General features: G+C 68.0%; 16 protein-coding genes, 4 tRNA genes and 2 pseudogenes. 9 read left to right on the top strand and 13 right to left on the bottom strand.

Annotation, left to right across the window (positions count from 1 at the left end; all coding sequences use genetic code 11):
* The first annotated feature begins 6 nt into the window (after positions 1 to 6).
* The 4 genes from BKN51_RS25810 (at position 7) to BKN51_RS25795 (ending at position 4851) form a co-directional block, all read left to right on the top strand.
* A complete protein-coding gene (locus BKN51_RS25810) occupies positions 7 to 2709 on the top strand; it encodes an AAA family ATPase (RefSeq protein WP_199192904.1) in 2703 nt (900 codons plus the stop codon).
* 64 nt (positions 2710 to 2773) lie between these two features.
* Positions 2774 to 3268, top strand: a complete 495-nt coding sequence (locus BKN51_RS25805) for a nuclear transport factor 2 family protein (protein WP_101610098.1) — start codon at positions 2774 to 2776, stop codon at positions 3266 to 3268.
* A 20-nt stretch (positions 3269 to 3288) separates the two neighbouring features.
* On the top strand, positions 3289 to 4125 hold the full coding sequence (locus BKN51_RS25800) for an alpha/beta fold hydrolase (RefSeq protein WP_101610097.1): 837 nt from the start codon (positions 3289 to 3291) through the stop codon (positions 4123 to 4125).
* Positions 4126 to 4152: 27 nt separating this feature from the next.
* Complete coding sequence (locus BKN51_RS25795; RefSeq protein ID WP_101610096.1) at positions 4153 to 4851, top strand: alpha/beta fold hydrolase; 699 nt, start codon at positions 4153 to 4155, stop codon at positions 4849 to 4851.
* 43 nt (positions 4852 to 4894) lie between these two features.
* Here BKN51_RS25795 and BKN51_RS25790 read toward each other — a convergent pair whose 3' ends face one another.
* The 3 genes from BKN51_RS25790 to BKN51_RS25780 all read right to left on the bottom strand — a co-directional run bounded on the left by BKN51_RS25790 (position 4895) and on the right by BKN51_RS25780 (position 7242).
* On the bottom strand, positions 4895 to 7072 hold the full coding sequence (locus BKN51_RS25790) for a hypothetical protein (protein ID WP_101610095.1): 2178 nt from the start codon (positions 7070 to 7072) through the stop codon (positions 4895 to 4897).
* Between the two features lie 24 nt (positions 7073 to 7096).
* Positions 7097 to 7168, bottom strand: a tRNA-Thr gene (locus BKN51_RS25785).
* Between the two features lie 2 nt (positions 7169 to 7170).
* Positions 7171 to 7242 (bottom strand) — tRNA-Arg (locus BKN51_RS25780).
* A 192-nt stretch (positions 7243 to 7434) separates the two neighbouring features.
* On the opposite strand from BKN51_RS25780, the gene BKN51_RS25775 reads away from it, so the two are divergent.
* On the top strand, positions 7435 to 8301 hold the full coding sequence (locus BKN51_RS25775) for a hypothetical protein (RefSeq protein WP_101610094.1): 867 nt from the start codon (positions 7435 to 7437) through the stop codon (positions 8299 to 8301).
* Positions 8302 to 8979: 678 nt separating this feature from the next.
* Here BKN51_RS25775 and BKN51_RS25770 read toward each other — a convergent pair.
* The 6 genes and pseudogenes from BKN51_RS25770 to BKN51_RS25745 all read right to left on the bottom strand — a co-directional run bounded on the left by BKN51_RS25770 (position 8980) and on the right by BKN51_RS25745 (position 16440).
* Positions 8980 to 9519 carry a pyridoxamine 5'-phosphate oxidase family protein gene (locus BKN51_RS25770; protein ID WP_101610093.1) on the bottom strand — a complete coding sequence of 180 codons (540 nt, stop codon included), beginning with the start codon at positions 9517 to 9519 and terminating at the stop codon, positions 8980 to 8982.
* 430 nt (positions 9520 to 9949) lie between these two features.
* Positions 9950 to 10158, bottom strand: a pseudogene (locus tag BKN51_RS44460) (IS3 family transposase); the annotation flags it as partial.
* A pseudogene (locus BKN51_RS25760) lies at positions 10153 to 10653 on the bottom strand (Glu/Leu/Phe/Val dehydrogenase dimerization domain-containing protein); the annotation flags it as partial. The pseudogenes BKN51_RS44460 and BKN51_RS25760, both read right to left, overlap by 6 nt.
* Before the next feature lie 15 nt (positions 10654 to 10668).
* Positions 10669 to 12108, bottom strand: coding sequence for a short-chain fatty acid transporter (locus BKN51_RS25755; protein WP_101610092.1), 1440 nt, complete (start codon positions 12106 to 12108; stop codon positions 10669 to 10671).
* Positions 12105 to 13067: an ornithine cyclodeaminase family protein gene (locus BKN51_RS25750; RefSeq protein WP_101610091.1), complete on the bottom strand. Its 963-nt coding sequence runs from the start codon at positions 13065 to 13067 to the stop codon at positions 12105 to 12107. Before BKN51_RS25750 ends, BKN51_RS25755 begins: the two co-directional genes overlap by 4 nt.
* A 16-nt stretch (positions 13068 to 13083) precedes the next feature.
* A complete protein-coding gene (locus BKN51_RS25745; protein ID WP_101610090.1) occupies positions 13084 to 16440 on the bottom strand; it encodes a molybdopterin-dependent oxidoreductase in 3357 nt (1118 codons plus the stop codon).
* A gap of 105 nt (positions 16441 to 16545) precedes the next feature.
* On the opposite strand from BKN51_RS25745, the gene BKN51_RS25740 reads away from it, so the two are divergent.
* A complete protein-coding gene (locus tag BKN51_RS25740) occupies positions 16546 to 17202 on the top strand; it encodes a GntR family transcriptional regulator (RefSeq protein WP_101610089.1) in 657 nt (218 codons plus the stop codon).
* 488 nt (positions 17203 to 17690) lie between these two features.
* On the opposite strand, the gene BKN51_RS25735 is transcribed toward BKN51_RS25740, so the two are convergent.
* A tRNA-Lys gene (locus BKN51_RS25735) sits at positions 17691 to 17763 on the bottom strand.
* Positions 17764 to 17968: 205 nt separating this feature from the next.
* On the opposite strand from BKN51_RS25735, the gene BKN51_RS25725 reads away from it, so the two are divergent.
* Entirely contained in the window at positions 17969 to 19186 is a 1218-nt protein-coding gene (locus BKN51_RS25725; protein WP_199192906.1) for a L,D-transpeptidase, read from the top strand.
* Between the two features lie 233 nt (positions 19187 to 19419).
* Here BKN51_RS25725 and BKN51_RS25720 read toward each other — a convergent pair.
* Positions 19420 to 19495: transfer RNA gene (locus BKN51_RS25720), tRNA-His, on the bottom strand.
* 78 nt (positions 19496 to 19573) lie between these two features.
* Positions 19574 to 20182: an oligoribonuclease gene (gene orn, locus BKN51_RS25715; protein WP_101610086.1), complete on the bottom strand. Its 609-nt coding sequence runs from the start codon at positions 20180 to 20182 to the stop codon at positions 19574 to 19576.
* A 112-nt stretch (positions 20183 to 20294) separates the two neighbouring features.
* Here orn and BKN51_RS25710 point away from each other — a divergent pair, with 112 nt between their 5' ends.
* Together BKN51_RS25710 and BKN51_RS25705 are read left to right on the top strand one after the other, a co-directional pair.
* Positions 20295 to 21821, top strand: coding sequence for a helicase HerA-like domain-containing protein (locus BKN51_RS25710; protein ID WP_101610085.1), 1527 nt, complete (start codon positions 20295 to 20297; stop codon positions 21819 to 21821).
* A gap of 47 nt (positions 21822 to 21868) precedes the next feature.
* A complete protein-coding gene (locus BKN51_RS25705; RefSeq protein WP_101613456.1) occupies positions 21869 to 22246 on the top strand; it encodes a DUF3224 domain-containing protein in 378 nt (125 codons plus the stop codon).
* Between the two features lie 86 nt (positions 22247 to 22332).
* Here BKN51_RS25705 and BKN51_RS25700 read toward each other — a convergent pair whose 3' ends face one another.
* A complete protein-coding gene (locus tag BKN51_RS25700; RefSeq protein ID WP_101610084.1) occupies positions 22333 to 23304 on the bottom strand; it encodes a trypsin-like peptidase domain-containing protein in 972 nt (323 codons plus the stop codon).
* Positions 23305 to 23366 lie beyond the last annotated feature (62 nt).

Genomic DNA, 23366 nt, shown 5'->3' with positions numbered 1-23366 from the left:
CGTCGAGTGATTCTGTACGGACGGCACCAGGAGAAACTCGAGCTCGACCGGGCCCTGGAAGGCGCGCGTCAGAGCCGGGGGACGGCACTGGTGCTCTGGGGAGATCCCGGGATCGGGAAGACGGCGCTGCTCGGCTACGCGACCGCCGCCGCGACCGGGTTCACCGTCCTGAGCTGCCGCGGCACCCGGATGGAGTCCGGGCTGGCGTTCGCCGCGCTGCACGAACTGCTCTGGCCGGCGGTGGACCGGGTCGGCACCCTGCCCCCGCCCCAGGCGGCCGCGTTGCGCGGCGCGCTCGGGCACAGCGGGGAGACCGCGGACCGCTTCCTCATCGGGGTGGCCACGCTCACCCTGCTGTCCGAACTCGCCGCCGAGCGGCCCGTGCTGATCACCGTGGACGACGCGGACCTGCTCGACGAACCGACCGCCGAATGCCTGGCCTTCGTCGCCCGTCGGCTGCGCGCCGAACCGATCGCCCTCCTGCTCACCGGCCACGCGGATCCGGCGTCGGAAGGTCTCTGGGAACCGGTGCCGGGGCTGGAGATCGGCCCGCTGTCCGAAAGCGACGCGGTCGACCTGGTCCGCCGTGAGACGGCCGCGCCGGACGAGGAGGCCGTGCGCCGGACGGTGCGGATGGCCGCCGGGAATCCCTTGGCGCTGCGCGAACTCCCCGGTGTCCCGCAGGAAGCGGGGGAGTACGGCTCGATCGGTCCCCGGCTCCGCCGCGCCTTCGGTGCGCGTGCCGCCCGGCTCTCGGACGCCGCGCGAACGTGGCTCCTGGTCGCGGCCGCCGAGGACCGGGGAGTCCACCACTCGGTGCGCGAGGCGGCGGCCGTGCTCGGAGCGAACACGGTCGCCGGGGACGAGGTCCTGCGTTCGGGCCTGCTGACGGTCACCGAGGGGCGGCTTCGCTTCCGGACCCCGCTGCTCGCGGCGGCGGTCTACGAAGATGCCCCTTTCACCCAGCGGCAGGCGGTACATCGCGCGCTGGCGCAGACGTTGCGGGGCAAGGACGACGAAGGTCTGCGGGCCTGGCATCTCGCCGCGGCCGCCGCCGAACCCGACGAAGAGGTGGCCGTCCTCCTCGAACGCAGTGCCGGGAACAGCCGGACGCGAGGCGGTCACGCTTCGGCGGCGCGGGCGCTGCGCCGGGCGGCCGAGCTGTCGCCGGCTCCGTCGGAGGCGGCCCGCCGGTTCGCGCTGGGGGCACAGTCCGCCTGCGAGGCCGGACAGGTGAGCACGGCGCTGGACCTGCTCGACCGGGCCGACGAACTGGCGTCCGAGGAAGCGGTCGCGGCGGCGAGCGGAGGACTGCGGGGCCTCATCGAGTTCGCGAACGGTGACCAGGAACACGCGCACCGGCTTCTGCTGCGCGACACCTACGCGGTGACCGACCCGGGCACGGCCGTCGAGCTGGCCTGCGTCGCGGTCCGGGCGGGCTGGTCGGCCGGATCCCCCGAGCGCCAGGCCGAAGCGTTGCACCGCCTGGAGAAACTGGCCGTCGACGGCGACTTCCCCGAAGCGGCGCTGCTTCCCGTCCTGGAGCAATGGTGGGGCAGCGGGCCGAAGGCGCGCCCGGACGAGGCCGTCACCCTGCTCGGCGCGGTGTCCTGGCGGCTGCTGCCTCCCGCGCCGCTGGCGGTGGCGTGGGGCGCGGAGCGGCCGATGGCGCGGGCGTACCGGCGCGAGGTGGACAGGCTGCGCAGGACGGAGGCCGTCCAAGGGCTGATGCTGACCGTGTCCCAGACGGTGACGATCGACATCGTCGCGGGAAGGTGGACGGAGGCGGCGGCCAACGCGGCGGAAACCCTGCGGCTGGCCGAGGAGATGAAGGCCGACCACGCGGCTTCGCAATGCCGCAATTCTCTGTCCTGGCTGGCCGCGCTGCGCGGCGACGAGCAGGCCGTCACCGACCTCACGACCCGGACCCTGGAGCTGTCCGTGCCGCGCGGAGTGCGCGCGCTGACGGCCGCGGCCACTTGGAACCTGGGGCAGGCGGCCCTGTTCCTCGGGCGGCCCCAGGAGGCCTTGGATCACTTGACGCGGCTGACCGAACCGGGGAATCAGGCGGCACACGCGACCTTCGCGCTGCTCGCGGCCGAGGACACGGTGGAAGCGGCGGTCCGCGTCGGCCGTCCCGAGCTGGGCACGCTCGCGCTGCGGGCGCTGCGAGCTTGGGCCGAGCGCACCGGGGCCGCCTGGGCGGTGGCCGCGGCGCATCGCTGCACGGCACAGCTGGCGGGGGAGGGCGTGGAGGACTCGTTCCTGCACGCGCTGGAGGTGCAGGGAGTGGCCGAGTATCCGTTCTCCCACGCGCGGACGCGGCTGCTCTACGGAGAGTGGCTGCGACGGGCACGACGTCGCACCGAAGCACGCGTGCAGCTGACCGAGGCCGCGGAGGTCTTCCGGCGGCTCGGTGCCGCGCCGTTGCTCGAACGCAGCCTGAACGAAGAGGAACTGACCGGACGACGGCCGAACCGCGCCCAACCGGACACCGGCCGGACGGAACCCCTCCTGACCCCTCAAGAGCTGAGGGTGGCGCGGCTCGCCGCCGACGGCCTCACCAACCGGGAGATCGCCGCCCAGCTGCTGATCAGCCCGAGGACCGTCGGCCACCACCTGTCCAGCGTCTTCCCGAAGCTGGGCATCGCGGGCCGGACCGAACTGGCCGAAGTGGACTTCGAGGACGGGCCCCGAGTAGGTCGGTGAGCTCGGTCACCGACCTATTCGATGACCGATGCCGACGTGAGCGAAGCTGCCTAGCTTTGCTCACATGACGGAAGACACCGCCACGCCCCTTTCCGCACTGGACCGCTTCGAGATCTTCGAACAGCTCGTGCGTCACCAGCGGTACATCGACAACGACCCCAGCCGGGCCTCGGCGGACAAATACGTCGGCCTGTACTGGCCGGAGGCGTCCTTCACCGTCAACGATCTGCGTTCGCAGACCTTCACCGGGCCCGACGAGCTCAAGAACCTCTACGACTACGCGCACAGCGTGTTCCCGCTGGAGAAGTGGTTCCACGACGTCGGCTGGTTCGAGATCGACGGCGAGGGCGACTCCGCCGACGTGCTCTGGCGCTGGCGGGTCAGCTGGAAGGAAGACGGCGAAGGAGTCGTCTCGACCGGCACGTACCGGGACCGTTTCGAGCGGCGCGCGGGCTCGTGGAAAGTGATCGAGCGGGTCTCCGACGTCGACCCCAACTGGCCCGCGGCGCTGTTCCAGCCCTATGTGGACCGTCAGGCCGAACTGTTCAAAACCTCCTGAACGACAAAGGAAACACAAGAATGTACGAGAAGATCCGTTCAGGTTCGCGACGCAAGTGGCGCTTCGCCGTCGGCGCGGTGGTCATCGCCGCCGCCACCCTGACCACCGGTGCCGCCTCGGCCACCCCGCGGCCGGACGACCGGGTCAAGCCCGCGATCCTGTTGGTGCACGGCGCTTTCGCCGACGGCTCCAGCTGGAACGGCGTGGCCACGAGGCCCCGCCACGACGGCTACGAAGTGACCATGGCCGCCGTCCCGCTGCGCGGCCTGACCTACGACTCCGCCTACATCCGGAGCGTCCTGCGCTCGATGCCGCGCAAGACGATCGTGGCAGGCCACTCCTACGGCGGCGCGGTGATCACGAACGCGGCCGCGGGTGAACCCAAGGCCGCGGGCCTGGTCTACGTCGCCGCGTTCGCCCCGGACCAGAACGAAACCGTGGGCGCGCTGGACGACCGCTTCGGTGGTCCCGCCAAGAAGATCACCACGCCGACCGAATACCCGCTTCCGTCCGGCTCCGGGACGGCTGTCGAGTTGACCATCGCCCAGGACAAGTTCCACCACTACTTCGCCCAGGACGTTCCCCGGAACGAGGCACTGACGATGGCCGCGGGACAGCGACCGGTCGCCGTCGCGGCCTTCGGCGAGGTGTCCGGCGTTCCGGCGTGGAAGACCTTGCCCAGCTGGTACGTCCTCGCCCGCGACGACCGGATGATCCCCGCCGCCGGCCAGCGGGAGATGGCCCGCCGGATGAACGCCACCGTGGTCGAACGGTGGGCGAGCCACGCGATCACCGTGTCGCAGCCGGGTTCGGTGGCCGAGGTCATCGAGACCGCCGCGCGCCGCACCCGCTCCTGACCTCCTTCACGCAGAAAGAAGTCCACAATGGACAAGCCAACCGTCGTGCTGGTGCACGGCGCCTTCGCCGACGCGGGCAGCTGGGACCCGGTCACCCGGATCCTGCGGCAGCGCGGTTTCCCGGTGATCGCCGCCGCGAACCCCTTGCGGGGCCTCGGCCATGACGCGGCCTACGTCGAGTCCGTGCTCGACGGGGTCACCGGCCCGGTCGTCCTGGCCGGTCACTCCTACGGCGGCGCGGTCATCGGCAACGCCGTCACCGAAGCCGTCACCGCACTGGTCTACATCGCCGCGTTCGCCCCGGACGAAGGTGAGTCGGCGGGCCAGCTGGACGGTCGCTACGGCGGTCCGGCCACCGAGATCACCCTGCCCCGGCCGTTCCCCGGCCCGGCGGAACCGCCCTCGGTGGAGTTGACCGTCGATCCGGCGAAGTACCACGAAATGTTCGCCCCCGACGTCGACGCCACCACGGCGGACGCCTTGGCCGCGGCCCAGCGGCCGGTCGCACTGGCCGCGCTGCTGGAACCGTCCGGCCCGCCGGCGTGGAAGTCGGTGCCGTCTTACTACGCCGTCGCCACCGCCGACCGGATGATCCCGCCCGCCGGGCAGCGGGAGATGGCCGCGCGCATGGGCGCGACCACCATCGAGATCGAAGCCGGTCACGCCGCGATGTTCGGGCGGCCGGAAGAGATCGCGGACCTGATCACCACCGCCGCGGGCCGATGACGAGCCGGGGGTGCGGGCCGAAGCTCCGCACCCCCGGACTCGGCTATCCGCTCAGCCCGCCACCCCAGCCGAGCCACCGTTGTCCATTTTGGACTTTCCCCGCGGCGTCGAACCGGTAGCCCGCCACCACGGCGGCGAGACCGTCCACCGCCGGGCCGAGGTCGGTGCCGGCCAGCCGCGGGCGCAGTTCGTCCACGATGGTCCACTGCCTCTCGGTGTCGCAGAAGCTGAGGAAGAAGATCCCCTGCCGCCACGCGTAGGCCGCGTTCTTGACCGCGATCAGCGCGGCGTGCCGGTCGGTGGTGGGCACGGCCGTGCGGTGCAACGCCCAGCCGAGAGCGCGGGCCGCGAGGTCCGGTGCGAGAGGAGCCAGCCGGTCCCACAGCCCGAGCCCGTCGGCCAGTACGGCCAGGTTGTGCGTGGTGAGGATCTGGCTCTGTTCCAGAACGGTGCCGTTCGCGGCCACCCCGGACACGCGGCCGCGGTGCGCCTCCGCCGCCCGGTCCTTGCACGCCTTCGCGAAGCCGTCCGCGACCTTCCGGCCCCACCGGTTCGTGGTCTCCTCCGGCCACGTCTCCGGCAGGTCGTAGTACCGCGCGTACAGCGAACCCGCCATGACCCGGCTCGCGACGACCGCGGCGTCACGGAACTTCGTGGTGAACGTGCCCATGAAGATGTCCGCCGCGATCTCCTCGACCAACGGCAGGGAAGCCCCGGCCTGCTTGGCGAGCGTGACGAACTCGCTCACCAGCGGGTTCGGCAGGATCGTCTGCGGGAAGGACGTCAGCGCCAGCATCGTGGTCTGCGCGAGGGCCTTCCGTGCGGCTTCGGCGTGGTCACGCCGATGCGCGCGCAGCGGCTCCAGCGCGGCCACCCACGGCAGTTCGGTGAACCCGACCTGCGTCGCCAGGTCGAGCAGCAGCAGACCGCGGCGGCGCCGGAAAGCCGCGTAGGTGTGGGCGTACAGCGCCGAAAGCGCCGGATCCTCGATGTTCGCCGCGAGGAGCGACGAGGTGATCTGCGGAAGCACGATCGCGAGCACCTCGCCCGAAGTGATCACATTCCGCGCGACCAGCTCTTCGACGGGCGCCTCCAACGCCCGCGTCACCTTCACGACAAGGCTTTCCGGCACACGCCAGCCATCGACGTCCGCGGCGACCGGCTCGACCGAAGGCACGCCGCCGTCGTCCGGATACACGTCGAGGCGGCAGGCGACGGCATCGGCGAGCCCGGCGCGAGTCGGCCGCGCCGCGACCGCAAGTCCGGCCTCCCGCAGGGCCGTCCGCCGCTCGGAACCGGGAGCGCCGTGCTTGCCGATGGTGTTGGCGAGCGCGCGGCGCACCCAGCCGACGTCCCGCGCCGTGAGCACACGACTGTCCGTCTCGCACGCGACCAAGGCGGCCCGGAGCCGGGTGAAGTTCGCACGCGGATGCGTCGTCACGCCTTCGGTTTCGGCGAGCAACGCCGTCCTGCGCGCGGCCCAGTCCTCGGGCCAGACCCGGCACGGCCACCCACCCGTGACGACGCCGTCGTCCTGCAGCTCCGGCAGGTCGCCTTCGACCGTTTCGCACCAGAGCGCGACAAGCCGGTCGTACAGCGGCCGCTCCCGCAGCCTGGTGCGCATCGTGTCGATCGCGGGCGGCGTGATGACCGCGCGAAGCGACGCCTTCACCTGCCCGACGGACGCCAGCTTCACGACGGAACCCGCGGGCACCGGCGCCGCCTCGAACCGCGGCGTCATCCGCAGCCGGTGCATCAGCGGACGCAGCGCGGCGACGAGGTCGAGCGCCTCCGCGTGCCGATCATGCGCGAGCAGCCACGCGACGGTCGTCAGCGCGGCGTCCTCCGGAAGGTCGATCCGGTACGTCCCCGCAGCCAGGGCGCCGAGCAGGACGGCCTGGCCCTCATCGGTGAGATAGTGCAGGTTCAGCCGCTCCCGGTCGGTGGTACCGGGCGCGTCGTCCGGCAATGACCGCACCACGTCCGTTTCGTCCTGCCGCAAAGGCGCTTCCGCGAGGTAGCGGCCGCTGGCGAACCCGCCGTGCAGCACCTCGAGCGTCACCCAGGCGGGCGTGTCGGCGACGGGAGTCCGGGAACCGACGGTCAACGTGCCGTCGGCCATCCCGTCGAGCACCGCGCGCCAGCTCGCCGCCCGCGCCGACCCGGCACCCGCGTGCCGCAGCGCGCGACGCAACTGCCCGTACGCGTACTCCTCGTTCACCGGTCTTCCCCCTGTCTCATCGAGACCTGGAGGCGAGATTCGAACTCGCGCCTTCCCGGTTACGAGCCGGGCGTTCTGCCGCTGAACTACTCCAGGTGACATGGAGGCGGGAATCGAACCCGCGCCCTCCCGGTCCGAAGCCAGGCGATCTGCCACTGATCCACTCCATGATCACCGACGATGCTAGCCAGTCCGGTGGGGAAGAGCACCCGGTTTGAAGCGTTGCCTTTCCCCGTGCGCCAGAAAGCAGTCGGAAGGCGTGCGTCCGCTTAGTGCAAAGCCTGCGTACCTCTGGCGCGCTAACCTGTCGGTCACCTATCCGGCCACGTGGTCGGCAAGCACGCAGGGGAAGGTCGTGCTCGATGAGAAAACATCGCGGGAAAGTCTCCACGCCGAGGTCTCCGGCACTCGCCGGTCTGATCATCGGTCTCTTCATTACGTTGACGATTGCCATGGCCAACTACTTCTGGCCGCAGGCTACAGCCGTTAAAGACGCTCTCATGATCTCACTCGTCGGAGTCTCCGTTTCCGTAGCTCTGAGCGTCAGGCTCAAGTTGAGCGAGATATCGCAGAGTATCGCCGATATCGAACGAGACGCACAGGGACTCGCTCAGATCCAGCAGTGGGCCAAGAAAGACAGCTCAGTCCTCAATCGGTACACCGAGTTGCGGAAAGAAATCGAGGAGCTTGTAGTCGGAACCTACCGCCTCAAGTCGATCGACGAGGTCTTCGAGGACGACGTCCGATCCATCGACGAGCTTCGCGCGGGCGAAGTGCTCAGGTCCACCTGTCCGATCTCGACGGTCTCGGCAAAGCGCGCTCGTGAACAGATCGCCGACCTGCGCTATCTGGCATCTATCCAGGCTCACATCGCTGCGGCGCAGCGAGGAGTCGACGTGACCCGTATCTACCTGTTCCGAGATATCGCAGCCTTCGGCGATGACGTGATAGTCGCACACTTGAAGGACCTTGCCGGCAAGCTGCGCATCGAGATCATCCTGCATTCGGAAGCAAGGCTTCGAGAAGAGTTCGACTACCTTGTCTTCGGTGACCGGCGGGTGTCAGTAGGTGTGGTCGGTGGCAACACCGGGACTGTTCAAGCCGCAACCGTGCATTCGGACAGGGACACCGTCGAAAGATACATCGAGAAGTACGGCAGACTGAGGACGCTCGCTGGTTCACTCGAGGTGACAATCACCAAACTCCAAAAATTCCGGGCAAGGAACTGACGCGCCGCTCTCATGCGCGCCGACGAGCCCGGAACTCGTTGTAGTGGTTCTTTGACGACGCCGTAGTGTCGGAGCGAGCCGAAGGCAACGCACCTGCCCTCCTATGCATGTGTGCGCTGTGAGCCTGGCTCTCTTAAGTAATCGGCTTCGAGATGGGCCACAGGACCGTTCCTCGACCAGACCGCCGGGTAGCTTCGGTCATCCTTGTAGCGCGGCGACCGGGCAGGGGGTGTGATGCCAGTAGGTAGTCTTCGCGCATGAGCCGCGCCCGGCAGACAGTTACGTTCACCGCTCATGATCTGTCTGCCCGCTCCGAGCCGAGAGCGAAGAAAGACGCCGAGATCCGACTCGGACAGATACCGCCCTATCGATGAACGAAGCCCATCACCGAGATCCTTTGATCAAGGATACTCGGTGATGGGCTTCGTTTCGGCACTGTGCGCCATCAGGGACTCGAACCCCGAACCCGCTGGTAAAGAGTCGGAACCTTGGCAGGTGGGATGGTGTCGAGTGACGCCGGACAAGATCTTTTCGTCTGGTCGCGGCGGGTCTGTCGTGTCGGGGAGTGTCGGGCTGTTTCGGACCTCTCGGGCGCGGCTCGGGCTCGCGTGTGCCGGGTTCTGTCGGCCTCGACTGGCCCCGGAGTGACGGCCTGAGGTGGACCCGCGCGAGCTCTCTTCAGACTGACGATTGTTGGTCGAGCAGCCCGACGGGGTCGGCGCTGTAGGCGACCATCCAGCTGGGGTCGATGCGATACCAGACGTTCTCGTCCCAGAACGGGTCATCGCTGTCACCGTCGTAGTGGTTGACGAGATAGTCGCGGATTGCCGGCCAAGCCGGGTCGCTGCTCGTCCCCTCGGGGTTCAACGGAACGGCGTGTCCGTGCGTGAAGATGCCGAGCTGCTCGCCGCGCATGAAGGTCGCGCTGATGCCGGGTCGCGCCGCGAGATGGCGGGCTTTGGCGGCCTGGCGGTCGGTGCCGACGATCCAGCGGCCGTGCAGGAGGTGCCCGTCGGCGCCGCTGATGCGTGGCTCACCGCGCCGGGTGACCGTGGCGATGGCCAGGGTGCACATGCCGTGGCAGACCCGGACGACCTGCTCGGCGTCCAAGGTGGTTTTACCTGGCCGGATGATCGATTTGAGGTGGCTGTTCGAATCGGCCAAAGACGTGTCGAGCAGGACTTGGAGGCTGTGAAGCTCGTCGGGAGTCTCGAACATGCGGCTAGTCAATCAGCTCCCACCGACAGTGCCGGCTCAGTGCGCAGTCGCCGACCGGCGATGCCGCGTCGACCCTGGCCGGGATATACGAGATCGTCCGCCAAGCCGGGCTGCCGCCTATCCGGCTGCACGACCTCCGGCACGGCGCCGCCACGCTCGCAGCGGCAGAGGTGACGGCCAACTCATCCCCAGGAACCCCACCCGACAGCGCGGGCTCGGATCAGACCACAATGGACAGCAAGGAAGTGGAAGAAATGCGTCCATATAACACAAACCTCACGTCATCGAAACCGAAAACGTGGGGCTTGAATGTGCGCCATCAGGGACTCGAACCCCGAACCCGCTGGTTAAGAGTCGGAACCTTGACGTGTCGGATGGTGTCAAGTGAGAGGCTGCCCAGACTTCGGTTGACATCGGAGCTGACTATTTCTCAGGCCGCTGTTGCGGTGGTGTAGATGGTCTCAAACCCGACTGGGGTGAGCTTGCCCAGTCGTCGTTGTCGGCGTTTGCGGTGGTATTTCGTCTCGATCCAGGACGCGATCGCCAACCTCTCAGCTCCTCGCGGATGCGCCAGCGCCGCGTATCAAGAATGTTCTTTTTCGGCAGGGAAAAGAACGATTCCATCGTGGCGTTGTCGCCGGCAGGTACGTCGGTGGCGGGACCGATGTGCCGGTGGAGTTCGGTCACGAACGCCTGGCAGAAGCTCATGATCCTGGTATCGCTGCGGCCGGTCGGATCGAAATCGGATCCGCCTTTACCCGCACCGATGCCGAGGCCGGTGAGGGCGTTTTGAAGATTTTTTCGAAGGCCAGGAACTTGATTGTGCCGAGGGTGACGTCGCGGTGGAACCGCAGTCCGCCTTTGTAAGGCCCCAGGGCTGAGTTGAAGCCGACCCGGAAGCCGCGGTTGACTTGGACACGCCTGGAGTCGTCGGTCCAGACGACGCGGAACATCAGTTGCCGCTCCGGCTCGCGCAGCCGTTCAAGAATCGCCGCGTCGCGCAGTTCGGGGCTGCGGCAGCACGGGCTGGATGGCGTGGAGGACTTCGTAAACGACCTGGTGGAATTCGGTTTCGGCCGGGTTCTTCCGGACGAACGCCTCGTACAACGTGCTCGAAACGCTGTCCAGGGTCATGACTGTGCCTCCGTGTCAGGGCAGGATGGGCGGGTGGTAGGGCAAGGTCGCCGACAGCAACGTCAGCAACCCGAGCACGATCGGGAACAACACGACGAGATAGACGAACGTGTAGCCGACGATGTCGCGTGCCTTGAGGGAAAGAACCCCGAGCAAGGGCAACATCCAGAAGGGATTGATCAGATTGGGCAGAGCCTCGCTGGCGTTGTAGACCTGGACCGTCCAGCCGAGGTTCACGTGCGCGTCGTTCGCGGCCTGCATCACATACGGCGCCTCGATGATCCATTTACCGCCGCCTGAGGGGATCACGAAGCCGAGCACCACCGAATAGACGCCGATCAACAGCGGAAACGTGGTGTCGTTGCCCGCGGAGGTGAAGAGCGCGGCGAGGTGATGGGAGATCGACGTACCGGCACTGTCGGTCGCCTTGGTCATGATCGCGGCGATACCGGCGTAGAACGGGAACTGGATGAGGACACCGCCGGTCGCGGGGACCGCTTTGGTGACCGCCGAAAGGAATCGGCGCGGGCGCCAGTGCAGTAGCAGGCCGAGCGTGAGGAACAGCAGGTTGTAGGTGTTGAGGCCGGAGATCGCGACGATGGGGTCGTTGTCGGCGAACTCCTGAACGGCCCAGCCGCCGACCAGGGCGACGACGACGATCGTCAGCAGCGGGCTGTACTCGAGCCATTCGCCGGGGCGTGACCGCGGAGTGTCGTCCTCGACGGGATCACGCGGGTCGATGCCCAGATCCGCCGCGGTGCGAGCGGCCGACGCGCGAGGAGCCGTCAGGAACGCGACGATCACGCACACGACCACGACGACCGCGGCGAGCAGGAGGGACTGCCAGGTGAAGATGGTCTCTCGGAAGGGGATGACGCCGGTGACCGGGAGCAGCGATTTGGGGATACTGGCGGGGTTGGCCTGGAGTTGCGCGGCGGAGGAACTGAGACCGAGCGCCCAGCTCCCGCCGAGGCCGAGATATGCGGCGGCGGACGCGGCCCGATAGTCCATGCGCAGCTCGTGCCGTTCCGCGAGCCGCCGCACCAGAAGCGCGCTGAAGATGAGGCTGAACCCCCAGTTCAGGAGCGCCGACAGCAGGCTGACCGCGGCGACCATGGCGATGGCCGCGCGCGGGTTGCCGGGGACGCGGGCCAGCCGGGTGATGGCTTTGCGGACCGGCCCGGAGGTGGCGACGACATAACCGCCGATGGCGACCATGGCCATCTGCATGGTGAAGGGGATCAGATCCCAGAACCCGTCCCCGAACACGGTCGCGACCTTGGCGGGTGACGAACCGATCCCCATCGCGGCGACTGCGACGACCGCGACGGTGAGCAGCGCGAAGACGAGTGTGTTGGGGAACCATTTTTCGGACCAGGCCGCACTGCGGGTGGCGATGCGTGCCAGACGGCCGCGGGGCGGTTCGGTGATGAATGCTGAATCGGACGAGGTCATGCGGAGCTCCCAGGGGGTTGACCGGCCGGCTGGACACGGCTGCGATGGACGAGGGCCGCGGCCGCCAAGTCGGCCAATGCCGTTCCCACTGCCTTGAACACGGTGATCTGGTGGTCGTCCCTGCGGCCGAGTGCTTCCCGTCGGCAGAGCTGCGGGAGGGTGGCCGCGACGGCGTCGCGGGTGATGATGCCGTCGAGGAGGGGCTGGGTGAGGTCGCCGGACTCGTCGAGTGCGATCTCGCTGTCGATGTACAGCGTTCCGCGGGTCAGGCAGGTGTCGTCGGCTTCGCGCATGTCCTGGCGGAAGCTGCCGACGAGGTCGAGATGCGTGCCGGGGGTCAGCAGCTCGCCTCGGATGATCGGGCTGGTGGCGAGTGTGGCGCACGAGATCACGTCGGCCCTGGGGATCGCCGTGTCGAGGTCGTCGGCGACATGAGCGTCCACATCGGACTCCCGGAGCCTGGTGACCAGGGCGGCGGCGGCTTCGCGACGCTGGTCGTGCACGAGGACGGTGCGGATGCCGAGTACGGTCGCGTGGGCTTCGGCGGCGAGCGATCCGATATGGCCGGCGCCGACCACGAGGTGGACGCGGCTATCCGGGCGGGCGAGGTAAGAGGAGGCGAGTGCCGCGGTGGCGACCGTGCGCCGACGGGTCAGTTCGTTCCCGTCGATGACCCCGAGGTGTTCCCCGGTGTTCGCACTGGCGAGAACGTAGGCCGAGGACAACGCGGGGCGGCCCCTCGCGCTGTTTTCGGGGAAGACGTTCACCAGCTTGACTCCGAGCAGGCCACCTGAGCGCCAGGAAGGCATCAGCAGCAACGTGGAGCCCGCCGTCTTGTCGATCTGGTGGTGATGGCGCGGGGGCGTGGTGGCCCCGCGAGCAAGACCTTCGCGAAGGGCGGGAATCAGCGCGCCGAAGGGCAATGCGGCGGCGGTTTCCTCGGCAGAGACGGTGTACACGGCGGTCCTTTCTCGTTCACGCGTCGAGCACAAGGTCTGATGTCGGCACGGATTGGCAGGTGAGGCAGTGGTCGTCTGGGAGATCCTCGGATGGCGTGACGAGATGCGAGACCGTCCCGTCGAGCACGGGGACCGAACAGCTCTCGCACTGGCCGACGCGGCAGCCGCTCGGCATCGAGATGCCGCTCTTCTCGGCCAGTTGCAGCAGTGTGCCGTCGGACTTGGCCCAGGTGACCTCGCGTCCGGTGCGGGCAAACGTCACGATCGCGGTGGCGTCGTCGGGAATCCGTATCGGCGCGGGTCGCGCGTGGAACTTCTCACTGAAGACGTCGAACCGCGGGACTCCTCGCGCGACGAGCCCGGCGGTCACCTCGTCGAGCATGGTCTCGGGTCCGCACAGGTAGAAGCGCGCACGCTTGCGGATCAGTGCGGCGTCGACACTTCCGGCCGAAATCCGCCCACGTGCGTCATAGCGGTCTCCCGGGGCGGGCCGGCTGTAGTGGTCGACGACGTGGACTGTGGGGAGTGCCGCGGTGAGTGCGGCGAGCCGTTCGCGGAACGCGTGGTTCGCGCTGTCCCGGTTGCCGTAGTGAAGGACGACCTCGGGTGCGGTCGCAGGCAGCTCGGTGAGGGTTTCGAGGTAGCTCAGGAACGGTGTGATGCCGATGCCGGCGGCCAGGAGCACGATCGGCCGCGTATGGCTGAGTGGGATGGCGAAGCCTCCGGACGGTGGAGTCACCAGCACCCTTTCGCCGGGACGCAGCCGTTCGTGGACAGTCGGTGAGAAGTGGCCGCCGTCGACCCGTCGTACTGCGAGCGCGTACGTGGTTTGCGCTCCCGTCGCGGCCCCGATGAGGGAATAACTACGGGTCAGGCCGGGATCATCGAGCCAGGCCACCGTTACGTGCTGCCCCGCGCGAAACGCCGGCAGCGGGTGGTCATCTGCGGGACGCAGTTCGACGGACATGATCTCGTCCGTTTCGAAGGCGGTGCTCTCGACCACGAATTCACGCTGGGCCGTCCAGGGCGCGAGCTCGTCCGCTTGGATGTCGCAGAAAGTCGAGCGCAAGCCCACGGAGCCACTGATCGGGTCGCGTACCCCGTCGCCGATCAGCAGGTTGTAGTTGGTGCCGCCGTCCTCGAGTGGGTCCGAGCCCGGCAAGGCCAGGTCGGGCGCGGGTTGCCACCAGCCGTATTCGGCGACGACGACGTCGCGGTGAAGCGCCGGGTCGATCCGCGCCCGCATCCGGATGGTGGCCCTCGATGTCGTGATGCCGATCCATTGCCCGTCCGCGATCCCGCGGTCGCGGGCGAGCTCGGTGCTCAGCTCGACGGTCGGTTCGGGGAAACGCTTCCGTAGCGAAGAAATCCCGTGATGCTGGCTGTGGCAGAAGTAGCCGTTCTTGGCGCAGGTGAGCACGAGCGGATACCGGGAATCGGGTGCGGGTGGGTGCGCGTCCGGAACGGCTGATTGCCCGTACTCGGCGAGCCGCTCGGAGTACAGTTCGACCCGACGCGTGGGCGTGGCGAACCCTGCCACGGACCCGTCCTCCGATTCCTCGGCGTACTTGCGGTGGCGGGTCGTCAGCGGCAGGTCGATTCCGCCTGGCCTGCGACGGAGTTCTTCGACGGTGACGCCGAGCGGGCCGAGTTGGTGGTTCCAGCCGTCCTCGATGCGGCCGCCGAAGAAATCGTCCTCGAATCCAAGCCGTACCGCCAGGTCGAAGACGACGTCCGTGTCCGAACGCGATTCGCCGACCGGGGCGGTCATCCGTGGTCGCAGCTGGACTCGTTCCTGGGCCGCGCGAGTGATCTCGAAGCCCACCTTGATCGCCTCGTGTTCCCAAGGCGTCTGCACCGGGAGAAGAAGGTCCGCGAACCGCGAGGTGGGGTTCTCGAAAAGGTCGAGGTGAACGCCGAAGTCCAGGCTGCGCAACGCTTCCGCGGTCCGCCGTGGATCAGGTTGCGACAGCAACAGATTTCCGCCGAACGAAACCAGCGCGCGTACCGGGTAGGGCTCACCTTCGAGGGCCGCGCGACAGAAGTCGCGTGCGTTGATCCAGCCTTGTGCCGGCGGGCCGAGCGGGAAACGGTCCAGTCCCAGAGCCTTGGCTCGTTGCGGCTCGCCGAGCTGATCGGGGGAGGTCACCGGGTTGACGGGAAGCTTGGGCAGGATCACGTTACCGCCCGGGGCATCGAAGCTGCCGGTGAGCGCGTAGAGCGTGGCGATCGCGCGCTCGGTCTGCGTGGCGTTGGCGTGTTGGCCGATGCCGGACCACGCGGTGTAAGAAACCGACCGGGCAGTGGCGAGTTCCGCGGCGAAGGCTTCGATAGCGGCCGGGTCGACCGTGGTCACGGCAGCGGTCCGGTCCAACGGCCAGGCACCGCACGCCCGGGCGTAGTGGTCGAACGCCGGCACGCAGTCCACCGGCCCGGTCCGGGTGGCCACTCGCCGACGTCCCGTCAGAGCGAAACGCTCCGGTGCGGTGGCCACCCGCGTGGTGTCGAACGGTTCGGGTCGTCCCGACAGTTCGTCCCAAACCACATGGCCGGACAGCTCGAAATCGACGTCCTTCGCCTGGAGGAATCCGCCGGTGTCGATCCGGACCAGCAGCGGTCCGTTGGTCCACGTTCGCACGAACGTCTCGTCGTGACCTCGCGTGGAGAGCAACTGACCGGCGACTCCGAGAGCGAGGGCGCCGTCGGTCCCGGGCCGAACCCGCAGCCAATGGTCGGCTTGGAGCGCGCTCGTGGACCGTCGAGGGTCGATCACGACGAGTTTCGCCCCTCGGGCGCGTGCTTCAGCCAGCGCCGCGGATTGAGCCAACCAGGACTTCGCCGGGTTGTGGCCCCACAGGACAGCGAGATCGGTACTCGCGTAGTCCGGGACCGGCAATCCGCTGCCGAACGTGAAGGCGTGCGCGAAGTCCTTGTGCCAGTTGCAGATCTCAGTCGAGTACAGCGTGTTCGGGCTGCCGAAGCGCCGGATGAACCGTTCCACCCAGTCGATCGAATCCGACATCGGTGTTCCGCTGGGGGAGGTCACCGAGAAGGCGACCGCCTCGGCCCCATCGCGTGCCCGGATCGTGCCCAGCCTTTCGGCTACCTCGGTCATGGCCTCCTCCCAACCGATCTCTCGCCAGCGCGGGTCGGGATCGGATTTGGGGGTGGTCCGCCGCAGAGGACTGCGCAAGCGTTCGGTGGAGTGCACGAGTTCGGGAGCCGCCCTGCCTTTGGGGCAAAGGGCGGCCCCGGTGGGGTGGGCGGGATCCGGCCGGGCACTGACGAGCAAGCCGTTGTCGACCGTGTAGACCGCACCGCACCGCGAGCGGCACAACGTGCAGTAACCCCGCAGGTCAGACGCCTTTGCCATAAGTTACTCCTTAGTAACCGGCTACCGGTTACCGTTCACCGGTAACGAGTAAGATGCGCCAAGAGGATGCGGAAGTCAAGATCCGTGGAAGGAAGGGGGTGGGTCTTGACGGAGAACGGAACGGTTCGCCTGCAGCACACGAGCCTGCGGGACCAGGTTCTCGAGGTGGTTCGGCAGGCGATGGTGTCCGGCGAAATCCGGCCGGGCGACATCTACTCCGCGGCTGCGCTGGCGACGCGACTGGGCGTGTCCAGCAGTCCGGTGCGGGAAGCGTTGTTGACGCTGGTGAACCAGGGGCTGATGGAACCTGTGCGGAACCGGGGCTACCGGGTCGTCGCGATGGAGGAGCAAGACCTCGACGAGATCTACGAGATGCGTCAGCTCCTGGAGGTGCCGGGCACGTTGTCCGCGGCGGCGAAGACGGGTCCGGCGGACCTTGAGCGCCTCGGCGACCTGGCCGGAGAAATCGAGCGCGCCGCTCGCGAGAACGATGTCGCCGGCTTCCTTGAAGCGGACAGGCGGTTCCACCTGGCGCTTCTCTCGCTCGCGGGCAACCGCCGACTGCTGGAGAGTATCGCCAACCTGCGCGACCAGACCCGGCTGTACGGCCTGGAGAAGCTGGCGGAAAGCGGCCGGCTCACCGGAGCGGCCGGTGAACATCGGGAGATCCTTGCCGCGATCGCGGCGCGGGACTGGGACGCCTTGGAGAACCTGATGCACACCCACTTGCGGCACACCCGCGCCGACTGGGCCGCCGGGTGACGCACGTGTGGCCTGCCGAACGAAGCCGGCACGTCAACACGGCGGATCATGGTCAGGTCTTGGACGAGCAGTTCAGGCCATGTGCTCCCTAACTGTTTCGAACCCCAGACTGACGTAGGTGCGGCGCCGATCGTCGTCGACAACGTGGTCATGTGATGCTGCGTGTCGTCGTGCGGATAACTGACGGCGCCAGCCGGTCGGGCACATGAGGTGGAGAGCGGCGTACCCGTGTAGCCGGACTCGGCGGCGCTGCGGAAGCAACGGCGGAGCTGGTATTTGGAAGCGGCCCGTAAAGCTGCGACCTCACTGCGAAGCCAGGCAGACAAGAAAGAGACCAGGCGACGGAAAGGAGGCCGGAGCCGAGGCAAGAAGTCCAAGAATCAAAGAGGGTGGCGGGTACGGCCTCATTCGGCCCCACTCAAGATCAAAGCCCGCCGACAAGATTCTCTTGTGGAGAAATCCTGCCGGTGGGCTTTGATTTCTTACTGTGCGCCATCAGGGACTCGAACCCCGAACCCGCTGGTTAAGAGCCAGCTGCTCTGCCAATTGAGCTAATGGCGCCTGCTTGTTCCGCCGCTTTGGTGTTCCCCTCGGCGACGTGGAAAACATTAACACAGGGTTGCTGGGGCCCGTTTCAGGGGGGTCCCCTTAGGCCGCCGTGGGCGTCGCGGGGACGTATTCGGCCATCCGGCCGCAGGCGTTGCGGCCGGTCAGGCAGACTATAGCCAGACGTTGGGGTTGGTACCACGCGAAACGGGCGGTGTGCATGAGGGTCTGGGGAGCGACAGGGCGGTCGCGGGTGGCGTTGGTGGCTGTGGTGGCCGGGTTCACACTCGCCTCGTGCAGCAGTACACCGTCGAGTGAATCGCCGTCTCCGGGCGGCACTCCCGGTGGTTCGCAGCAGAGCAGCGCGGCTCCTGCCCCGAAGCCCGCCGCGATGACGCTGACCCCGGCGCAGGGCGCGGCGGACGTGGCGCCCGGCGAGCCGGTGACGGTCGCCGTCGCCGACGGCAAGGTGGGCGAGGTCAAGCTGGCCGGAGCCGACGGCAAGGTCGTCGCGGGCAAGCCCAAGGAAGACGGTTCGGGCTGGGAGTCGGCCGAGCCGCTCGGCTACGGCAAGACCTACACCGTCACCGCGGCCGCGACCGGGACCGACGGCAAGCCGGTCACCGCGACCTCGACGTTCTCCACGTCCAAGCCGGGCAAGCAGATCGGTGTCTCGATCAACCTGGTCGAAGGCGAGACGGTCGGCGTCGGGCTGCCGCTGATCTTCAGCTTCACCGGCAACGTGCCCGACAAGGCGGCGACCGAGAAGGCGCTGAAGATCGTCACCGAGCCGCAGGCCGAGGGCGCGTTCCACTGGTTCGGTGAGAAGACCGTGATGTGGCGGCCCAAGGAGTACTTCAAGCCGGGCACCAAGATTTCGGTCAACGCGGCGATCTACGGCAAGAACCTCGGCAACAACACCTTCGGTCGCGAGGACAAGCCCGCCAAGGTGGTCGTCGGCGACAAGCTGGTCGCGACCGCGGACGGCGGCACGCACCAGATGAAGGTCGTGGTGAACGACCAAGAGGTCAAGCAGATGCCGATCTCGATGGGCAAGCCGTCGAGCAGCACCCCGGCCGGGACCTACACGGTGATGAGCGAGCACACCGGGTACACGATGGACTCGAGCACCTACGGCGTCCCGTCGGACAGCAAGGCCGGCTACCGGACGTTCGTGAAGTACGCGGTGCGGATGTCGAACAGCGGCATCTTCTACCACTCGGCGCCGTGGTCGGTCGGCTCGCAGGGCAAGCGGAACGTGAGCCACGGCTGCATCAACCTGTCGACCGAGAACGCGAAGTGGCTCATGGACACTTCGAAGAAGGGTGACATCATCACGGTCGCCAACTCGGGCCCGCAGGTGCTGGAGCCGACCGACGGCTGGTCGGTGTGGCAGATGTCGTGGGACGACTGGAAGACCGGCGGCGACCGGAACTGACGTCAGACCCGGAGGGGTCCCGATAGGACGAATCCGTCCTATCGGGACCCCTTCTGCATTCCAGGACCCGCACACGACACCCACAACACCGCACCGAAACACTCACGGCACCGACGCGATGGGGGTCCGGGGGCGCAGCCCTCCGGCGGGGGCTTGGGGGCTCGGCTCCCAAAAAAGGCGAAACCCCAGCCTGTCGGGAAGGGGCCGCAAGGCCCCCGAACAGACTGGGGTAATGGGGTGAGCGACGGGTTTCGAACCCGCGACCTCCTGGACCACAACCAGGTGCTCTACCAGCTGAGCTACGCCCACCATCGCCGGGCTCGGGAAGCTTCCCCATCACCTCGGCCGCACTATATTAGCGTGCCCGTTTCCGGGGCTCGCAACGGGTTACGGTTCGTGGCGTTCCTGCACTTCAGCGGCCGCGGCCTTGGCCTGTTCGGTGGTCGGGCCGGGCTGCGGGACGAAGGCGGCGCGGCGGTAGTAGTCGAGCTCCCCGATGGATTCCTTGATGTCGGCGAGCGCGCGGTGGGCGAGGCCCTTCTCGGGCTTGGCGTAGTAGATCCGCGGGTACCAGCGCCGGACGAGTTCCTTCACCGACGACACGTCGACCATGCGGTAGTGCAGGTGCCCGTCGAGGGCGGGCATGTCCCGGGTGATGAAGCCGCGGTCGGTGGCGATGGAGTTGCCGGCGAGCGGGGCGACGTTGACCTCGGGCACGTGCGCGCGGATGTACTCGAGGACGCGCTGCTCGGCCTCCTCCAAGCTCACCGTGGAGCGCCGGACCTCTTCGGTGAGGCCGGAGCGGGCGTGCATGTCACGGACCACCTCGGGCATGCCGTCGAGGGTCTCGTCGTCGGTGTGGATGACGATGTCGACGCCTTCGCCGAGGACGTTGAGCTCGGCATCGGTCACCAGCGCGGCTATTTCGATCAACGCGTCCTTGCCGAGGTCGAGCCCCGTCATCTCGCAGTCGATCCAGACTAGGCGGTCGTTCACCCCGAAACCCTAACCCGACCCGGGGATTCACGACGTGCGACGTGCGGGTTCGGCGCGTTGCTGGCAGCGTGTGCATCCTCAGGTGAGCCATATCACAGACCAGGGAGTGACAGTGGCCGAACAAGGTCCAGCCCAGGAGATCGCGCAGGGTTACGTGAGCGAGGGAGCGGCGGTCGAGCTCGGCGCCGTCGTGATCGACGGCAAGGCCGACGCCGGTGCGGCGGTCCGCCTGCCCCTGGCGACGCTGAACCGGCACGGGCTGGTCGCGGGCGCGACCGGTACCGGCAAGACGAAGACCCTGCAGCTGATCGCCGAGCAGCTCTCGGCCGCGGGGGTGCCGGTGGTGCTGGCGGACGTGAAGGGCGACCTGTCGGGGCTCGCCGCGCAGGGCGAGAGCAACGACAAGATCGCCAAACGCGCGGAAGAGCTGGCTGATCAGTGGGCGCCCGCGGCGTTCCCGGTGCAGTTCCTGTCGCTGGGCACCGGCGGCAAGGGGTCGCCGATCCGGGCGACGATCACGAGTTTCGGCCCGATCCTGCTGTCGAAGGTGCTGGGGCTCAACGAAACCCAGGAGTCGACGCTCGGCCTGATCTTCCACTGGGCCGACCAGCGCGGCTTGGCGCTGCTGGACACGAAGGACCTCCGCTCGGTCATCACGCACTTGACCAGTGACGAGGGCAAGGAGGACCTCAAGGGCATCGGTGGCGTCTCGGCCGCGACGGCCGGGGTGATCCTCCGGGCGCTGTCCAATCTGGAGGCTCAGGGCGGCGAGGACTTCTTCGGCGAGCCCGAGCTGGACGTCCACGACCTGATGCGCCAGGTCGACGGCAAGGCGATGGTGACCTTGCTGGAGCTGGACAACCTCCAGTCGAAACCCGCGCTGTTCTCGACGTTCCTCATGTGGCTGCTCGCCGAGCTGTTCGAGGAGCTGCCCGAGGAGGGCGATCTCGACAAGCCGAAGCTGGTGTTCTTCTTCGACGAGGCGCACCTGCTGTTCAACGACGCGTCGAAGGCGTTCCTGGAGCGCATCGAGCAGACCGTGAAGCTGATCCGGTCGAAGGGCGTCGGCGTGTTCTTCTGCACCCAGCTCCCGACGGACATCCCGAACAACGTCCTGTCGCAACTGGGCGCGCGGGTCCAGCACGCGTTGCGCGCGTTCACCCCCGAAGACCAGGCGGCGCTGACGAAGACGGTGAAGACGTACCCGAAGACGAAGCACTACGAACTGGACTCGGCGCTGACGTCGCTCGGTATCGGCGAAGCGATCGTCACCGTGCTTTCCGAGCGGGGCGCGCCGACGCCGGTCGCCTGGACCCGCCTGCGCGCGCCGCGGTCGAAGATGGGGTCCATCGGCGCCGAAGCCATCTCGGAGGCGACGGCGTCCTCGGATCTGCACGCGAAGTACGCCGAGACGATCGATCGTGAGTCGGCTTACGAGAAGCTCGCCGCGAAGGTGGCTGCGCCGCCCGCAGGCGAAGCGCCGCCGGAAGCTCCTCCGGCTCCGAAACCGGAGAAGGAAGCGCCGGGGATGGTCGAGCAGGCGATGAAGAACCCGGCGGTGAAGTCGTTCCTCCGCTCGGCGGCGAGCGCGCTCGGACGGGAGATCACGCGCGGACTGTTCGGAAACCGGAGGCGATGAGGAATACCTGACGCGTTCTGTCAGGTATGTGCGGCAGGCTGGGCGTCATGACCAACACCGCGACAGCGTCGTTCACCGTGGACGGCTGGGATCCCCAAGCCACCGAGAAGGCCGAAGACACCGAGTTCTCCCGAGTGGTGCTCGGCAAGACCTTCGCCGGCGCCGTCGAAGGCACCAGCACCGTGGAAATGCTCACGGCGGTGAACGAGACGTCGTCGGCGTACGTCGCCTTCGAGCGCCTGGCCGTGGCCGTCGACGGGCGTAAGGGTGGCTTCGTCCTGCATCACTCGGCGGGGGAGAACGGGCATCACCTGATCGTCTTGCCGGGCTCCGGTCACGGTGACCTGGCGGGCATCACCGGAACGGCGGAGATCGTCCAGGACGACGAAGGCAACCACACCTTCACCCTCACCTACGAACTCTGAAAGCCGTGAGGGCCTCCTTCGCCGAAGGAGGCCCTCACGGACAGTGCCTGCTGGGCCGCCCCCTGACAGCGGTCCAGACGGCCGGGTCAGCCGACGATCTGCTCGACGATCTTCTTCGCGTCGTTGATGGGGATCGCGAAGCCGATGCCGATGCTGCCGGTCGAAGACGGGTTGTACAGCGCCGAGTTGATGCCGATGACGTTCCCCTGCGCGTCCACCAGCGCCCCGCCCGAGTTGCCCTGGTTGATCGGGGCGTCGGTCTGGATCGCGGTGTAGCTGGGCCCGCTTTCGTTCGTGGTCCTGCTGTAGGGCGATCGCCGGTCCTGGCCGCCGCCCAGGTCGTCGAGCTTGCGGTTCAGCGCGCTCACGATCCCGGTGGTCACGGTGTTCTGCAGTCCGCCGGGCGAGCCGATCGCCACGACCTGCTGGCCGGCGACGAGCTTGCTCGAGTCGCCTAGCGAAGCCGGTGTCAGCCCGCTCGCGTCCTTCGCCTGGAGGACGGCGATGTCGGCCTTCGTGTCGGCGCCGACCACGCTCGCCTTGTACTGCTTGCCGTTCGAAAGCGTGACGGTCACGTCGCCTTGGGCGTCGGCCACCACGTGGGCGTTGGTGAGGATGCGCCCGTCCGCCGTCAGGATGACGCCGGAGCCGACGGCCTCACCCTGCGCGGTGGTCACGTTCACCTGGACGACGCTCGGCGTCACCTTCGCGGCGACCCCGCTGACGTCACCCGAGGTGTTGTTCCCGACCAGTTGCCCGTTGGCGACCGCGGACGACCCCGTGCCGGACGCCGACGACGCCGAGTCGATGCCGACGAGCGCCGCGCCGCCGACTCCGCCGATCAGGGCGGCGGCGAGCGCCGTCGCGCTGACGAGGACGGCGACCCGGCCGCCCTTCTTGCGCGGCGGCGGGACCGGCGTCGGCGTCTGGGCCTGCTGCGGCGTGAAGAGCGGATTCGGCGCGGCCTGCCAAGGGGTGTAACCGGGGTAGTGCTGCTGATGCGGCGGCTGGTGCCCGCCGGTGGAGGCGGGGCCGGGCCGACTCTCGTTCTCGGTCATGGAACAAGATTCGCGCCCGTACTTGTGAGCCGCCTGTGGAAAACCCCTTGGCTTTGCTGAGA

This window comes from Amycolatopsis sp. BJA-103, from assembly GCF_002849735.1.
Classification (GTDB): domain Bacteria; phylum Actinomycetota; class Actinomycetes; order Mycobacteriales; family Pseudonocardiaceae; genus Amycolatopsis.
The sequence above is the reverse complement of the archived record's forward strand: the minus strand, read 5'-3'. Positions and strand labels throughout refer to the sequence as shown.

Bases quoted from the DNA above. Each gene is read 5' to 3' on its own strand.
- BKN51_RS25800 (WP_101610097.1), top strand. From the start codon at position 3,289: ATGTACGAGAAGATCCGTTCAGGTTCGCGACGCAAGTGGCGCTTCGCC.
- BKN51_RS25700 (WP_101610084.1), bottom strand. From the start codon at position 23,304: ATGACCGAGAACGAGAGTCGGCCCGGCCCCGCCTCCACCGGCGGGCAC.
- BKN51_RS25745 (WP_101610090.1), bottom strand. From the start codon at position 16,440: ATGGCAAAGGCGTCTGACCTGCGGGGTTACTGCACGTTGTGCCGCTCG.
- BKN51_RS25775 (WP_101610094.1), top strand. From the start codon at position 7,435: ATGAGAAAACATCGCGGGAAAGTCTCCACGCCGAGGTCTCCGGCACTC.
- BKN51_RS25725 (WP_199192906.1), top strand. From the start codon at position 17,969: ATGAGGGTCTGGGGAGCGACAGGGCGGTCGCGGGTGGCGTTGGTGGCT.
- BKN51_RS25795 (WP_101610096.1), top strand. From the start codon at position 4,153: ATGGACAAGCCAACCGTCGTGCTGGTGCACGGCGCCTTCGCCGACGCG.
- BKN51_RS25705 (WP_101613456.1), top strand. From the start codon at position 21,869: ATGACCAACACCGCGACAGCGTCGTTCACCGTGGACGGCTGGGATCCC.
- BKN51_RS25805 (WP_101610098.1), top strand. From the start codon at position 2,774: ATGACGGAAGACACCGCCACGCCCCTTTCCGCACTGGACCGCTTCGAG.
- BKN51_RS25770 (WP_101610093.1), bottom strand. From the start codon at position 9,519: ATGTTCGAGACTCCCGACGAGCTTCACAGCCTCCAAGTCCTGCTCGAC.
- BKN51_RS25755 (WP_101610092.1), bottom strand. From the start codon at position 12,108: ATGACCTCGTCCGATTCAGCATTCATCACCGAACCGCCCCGCGGCCGT.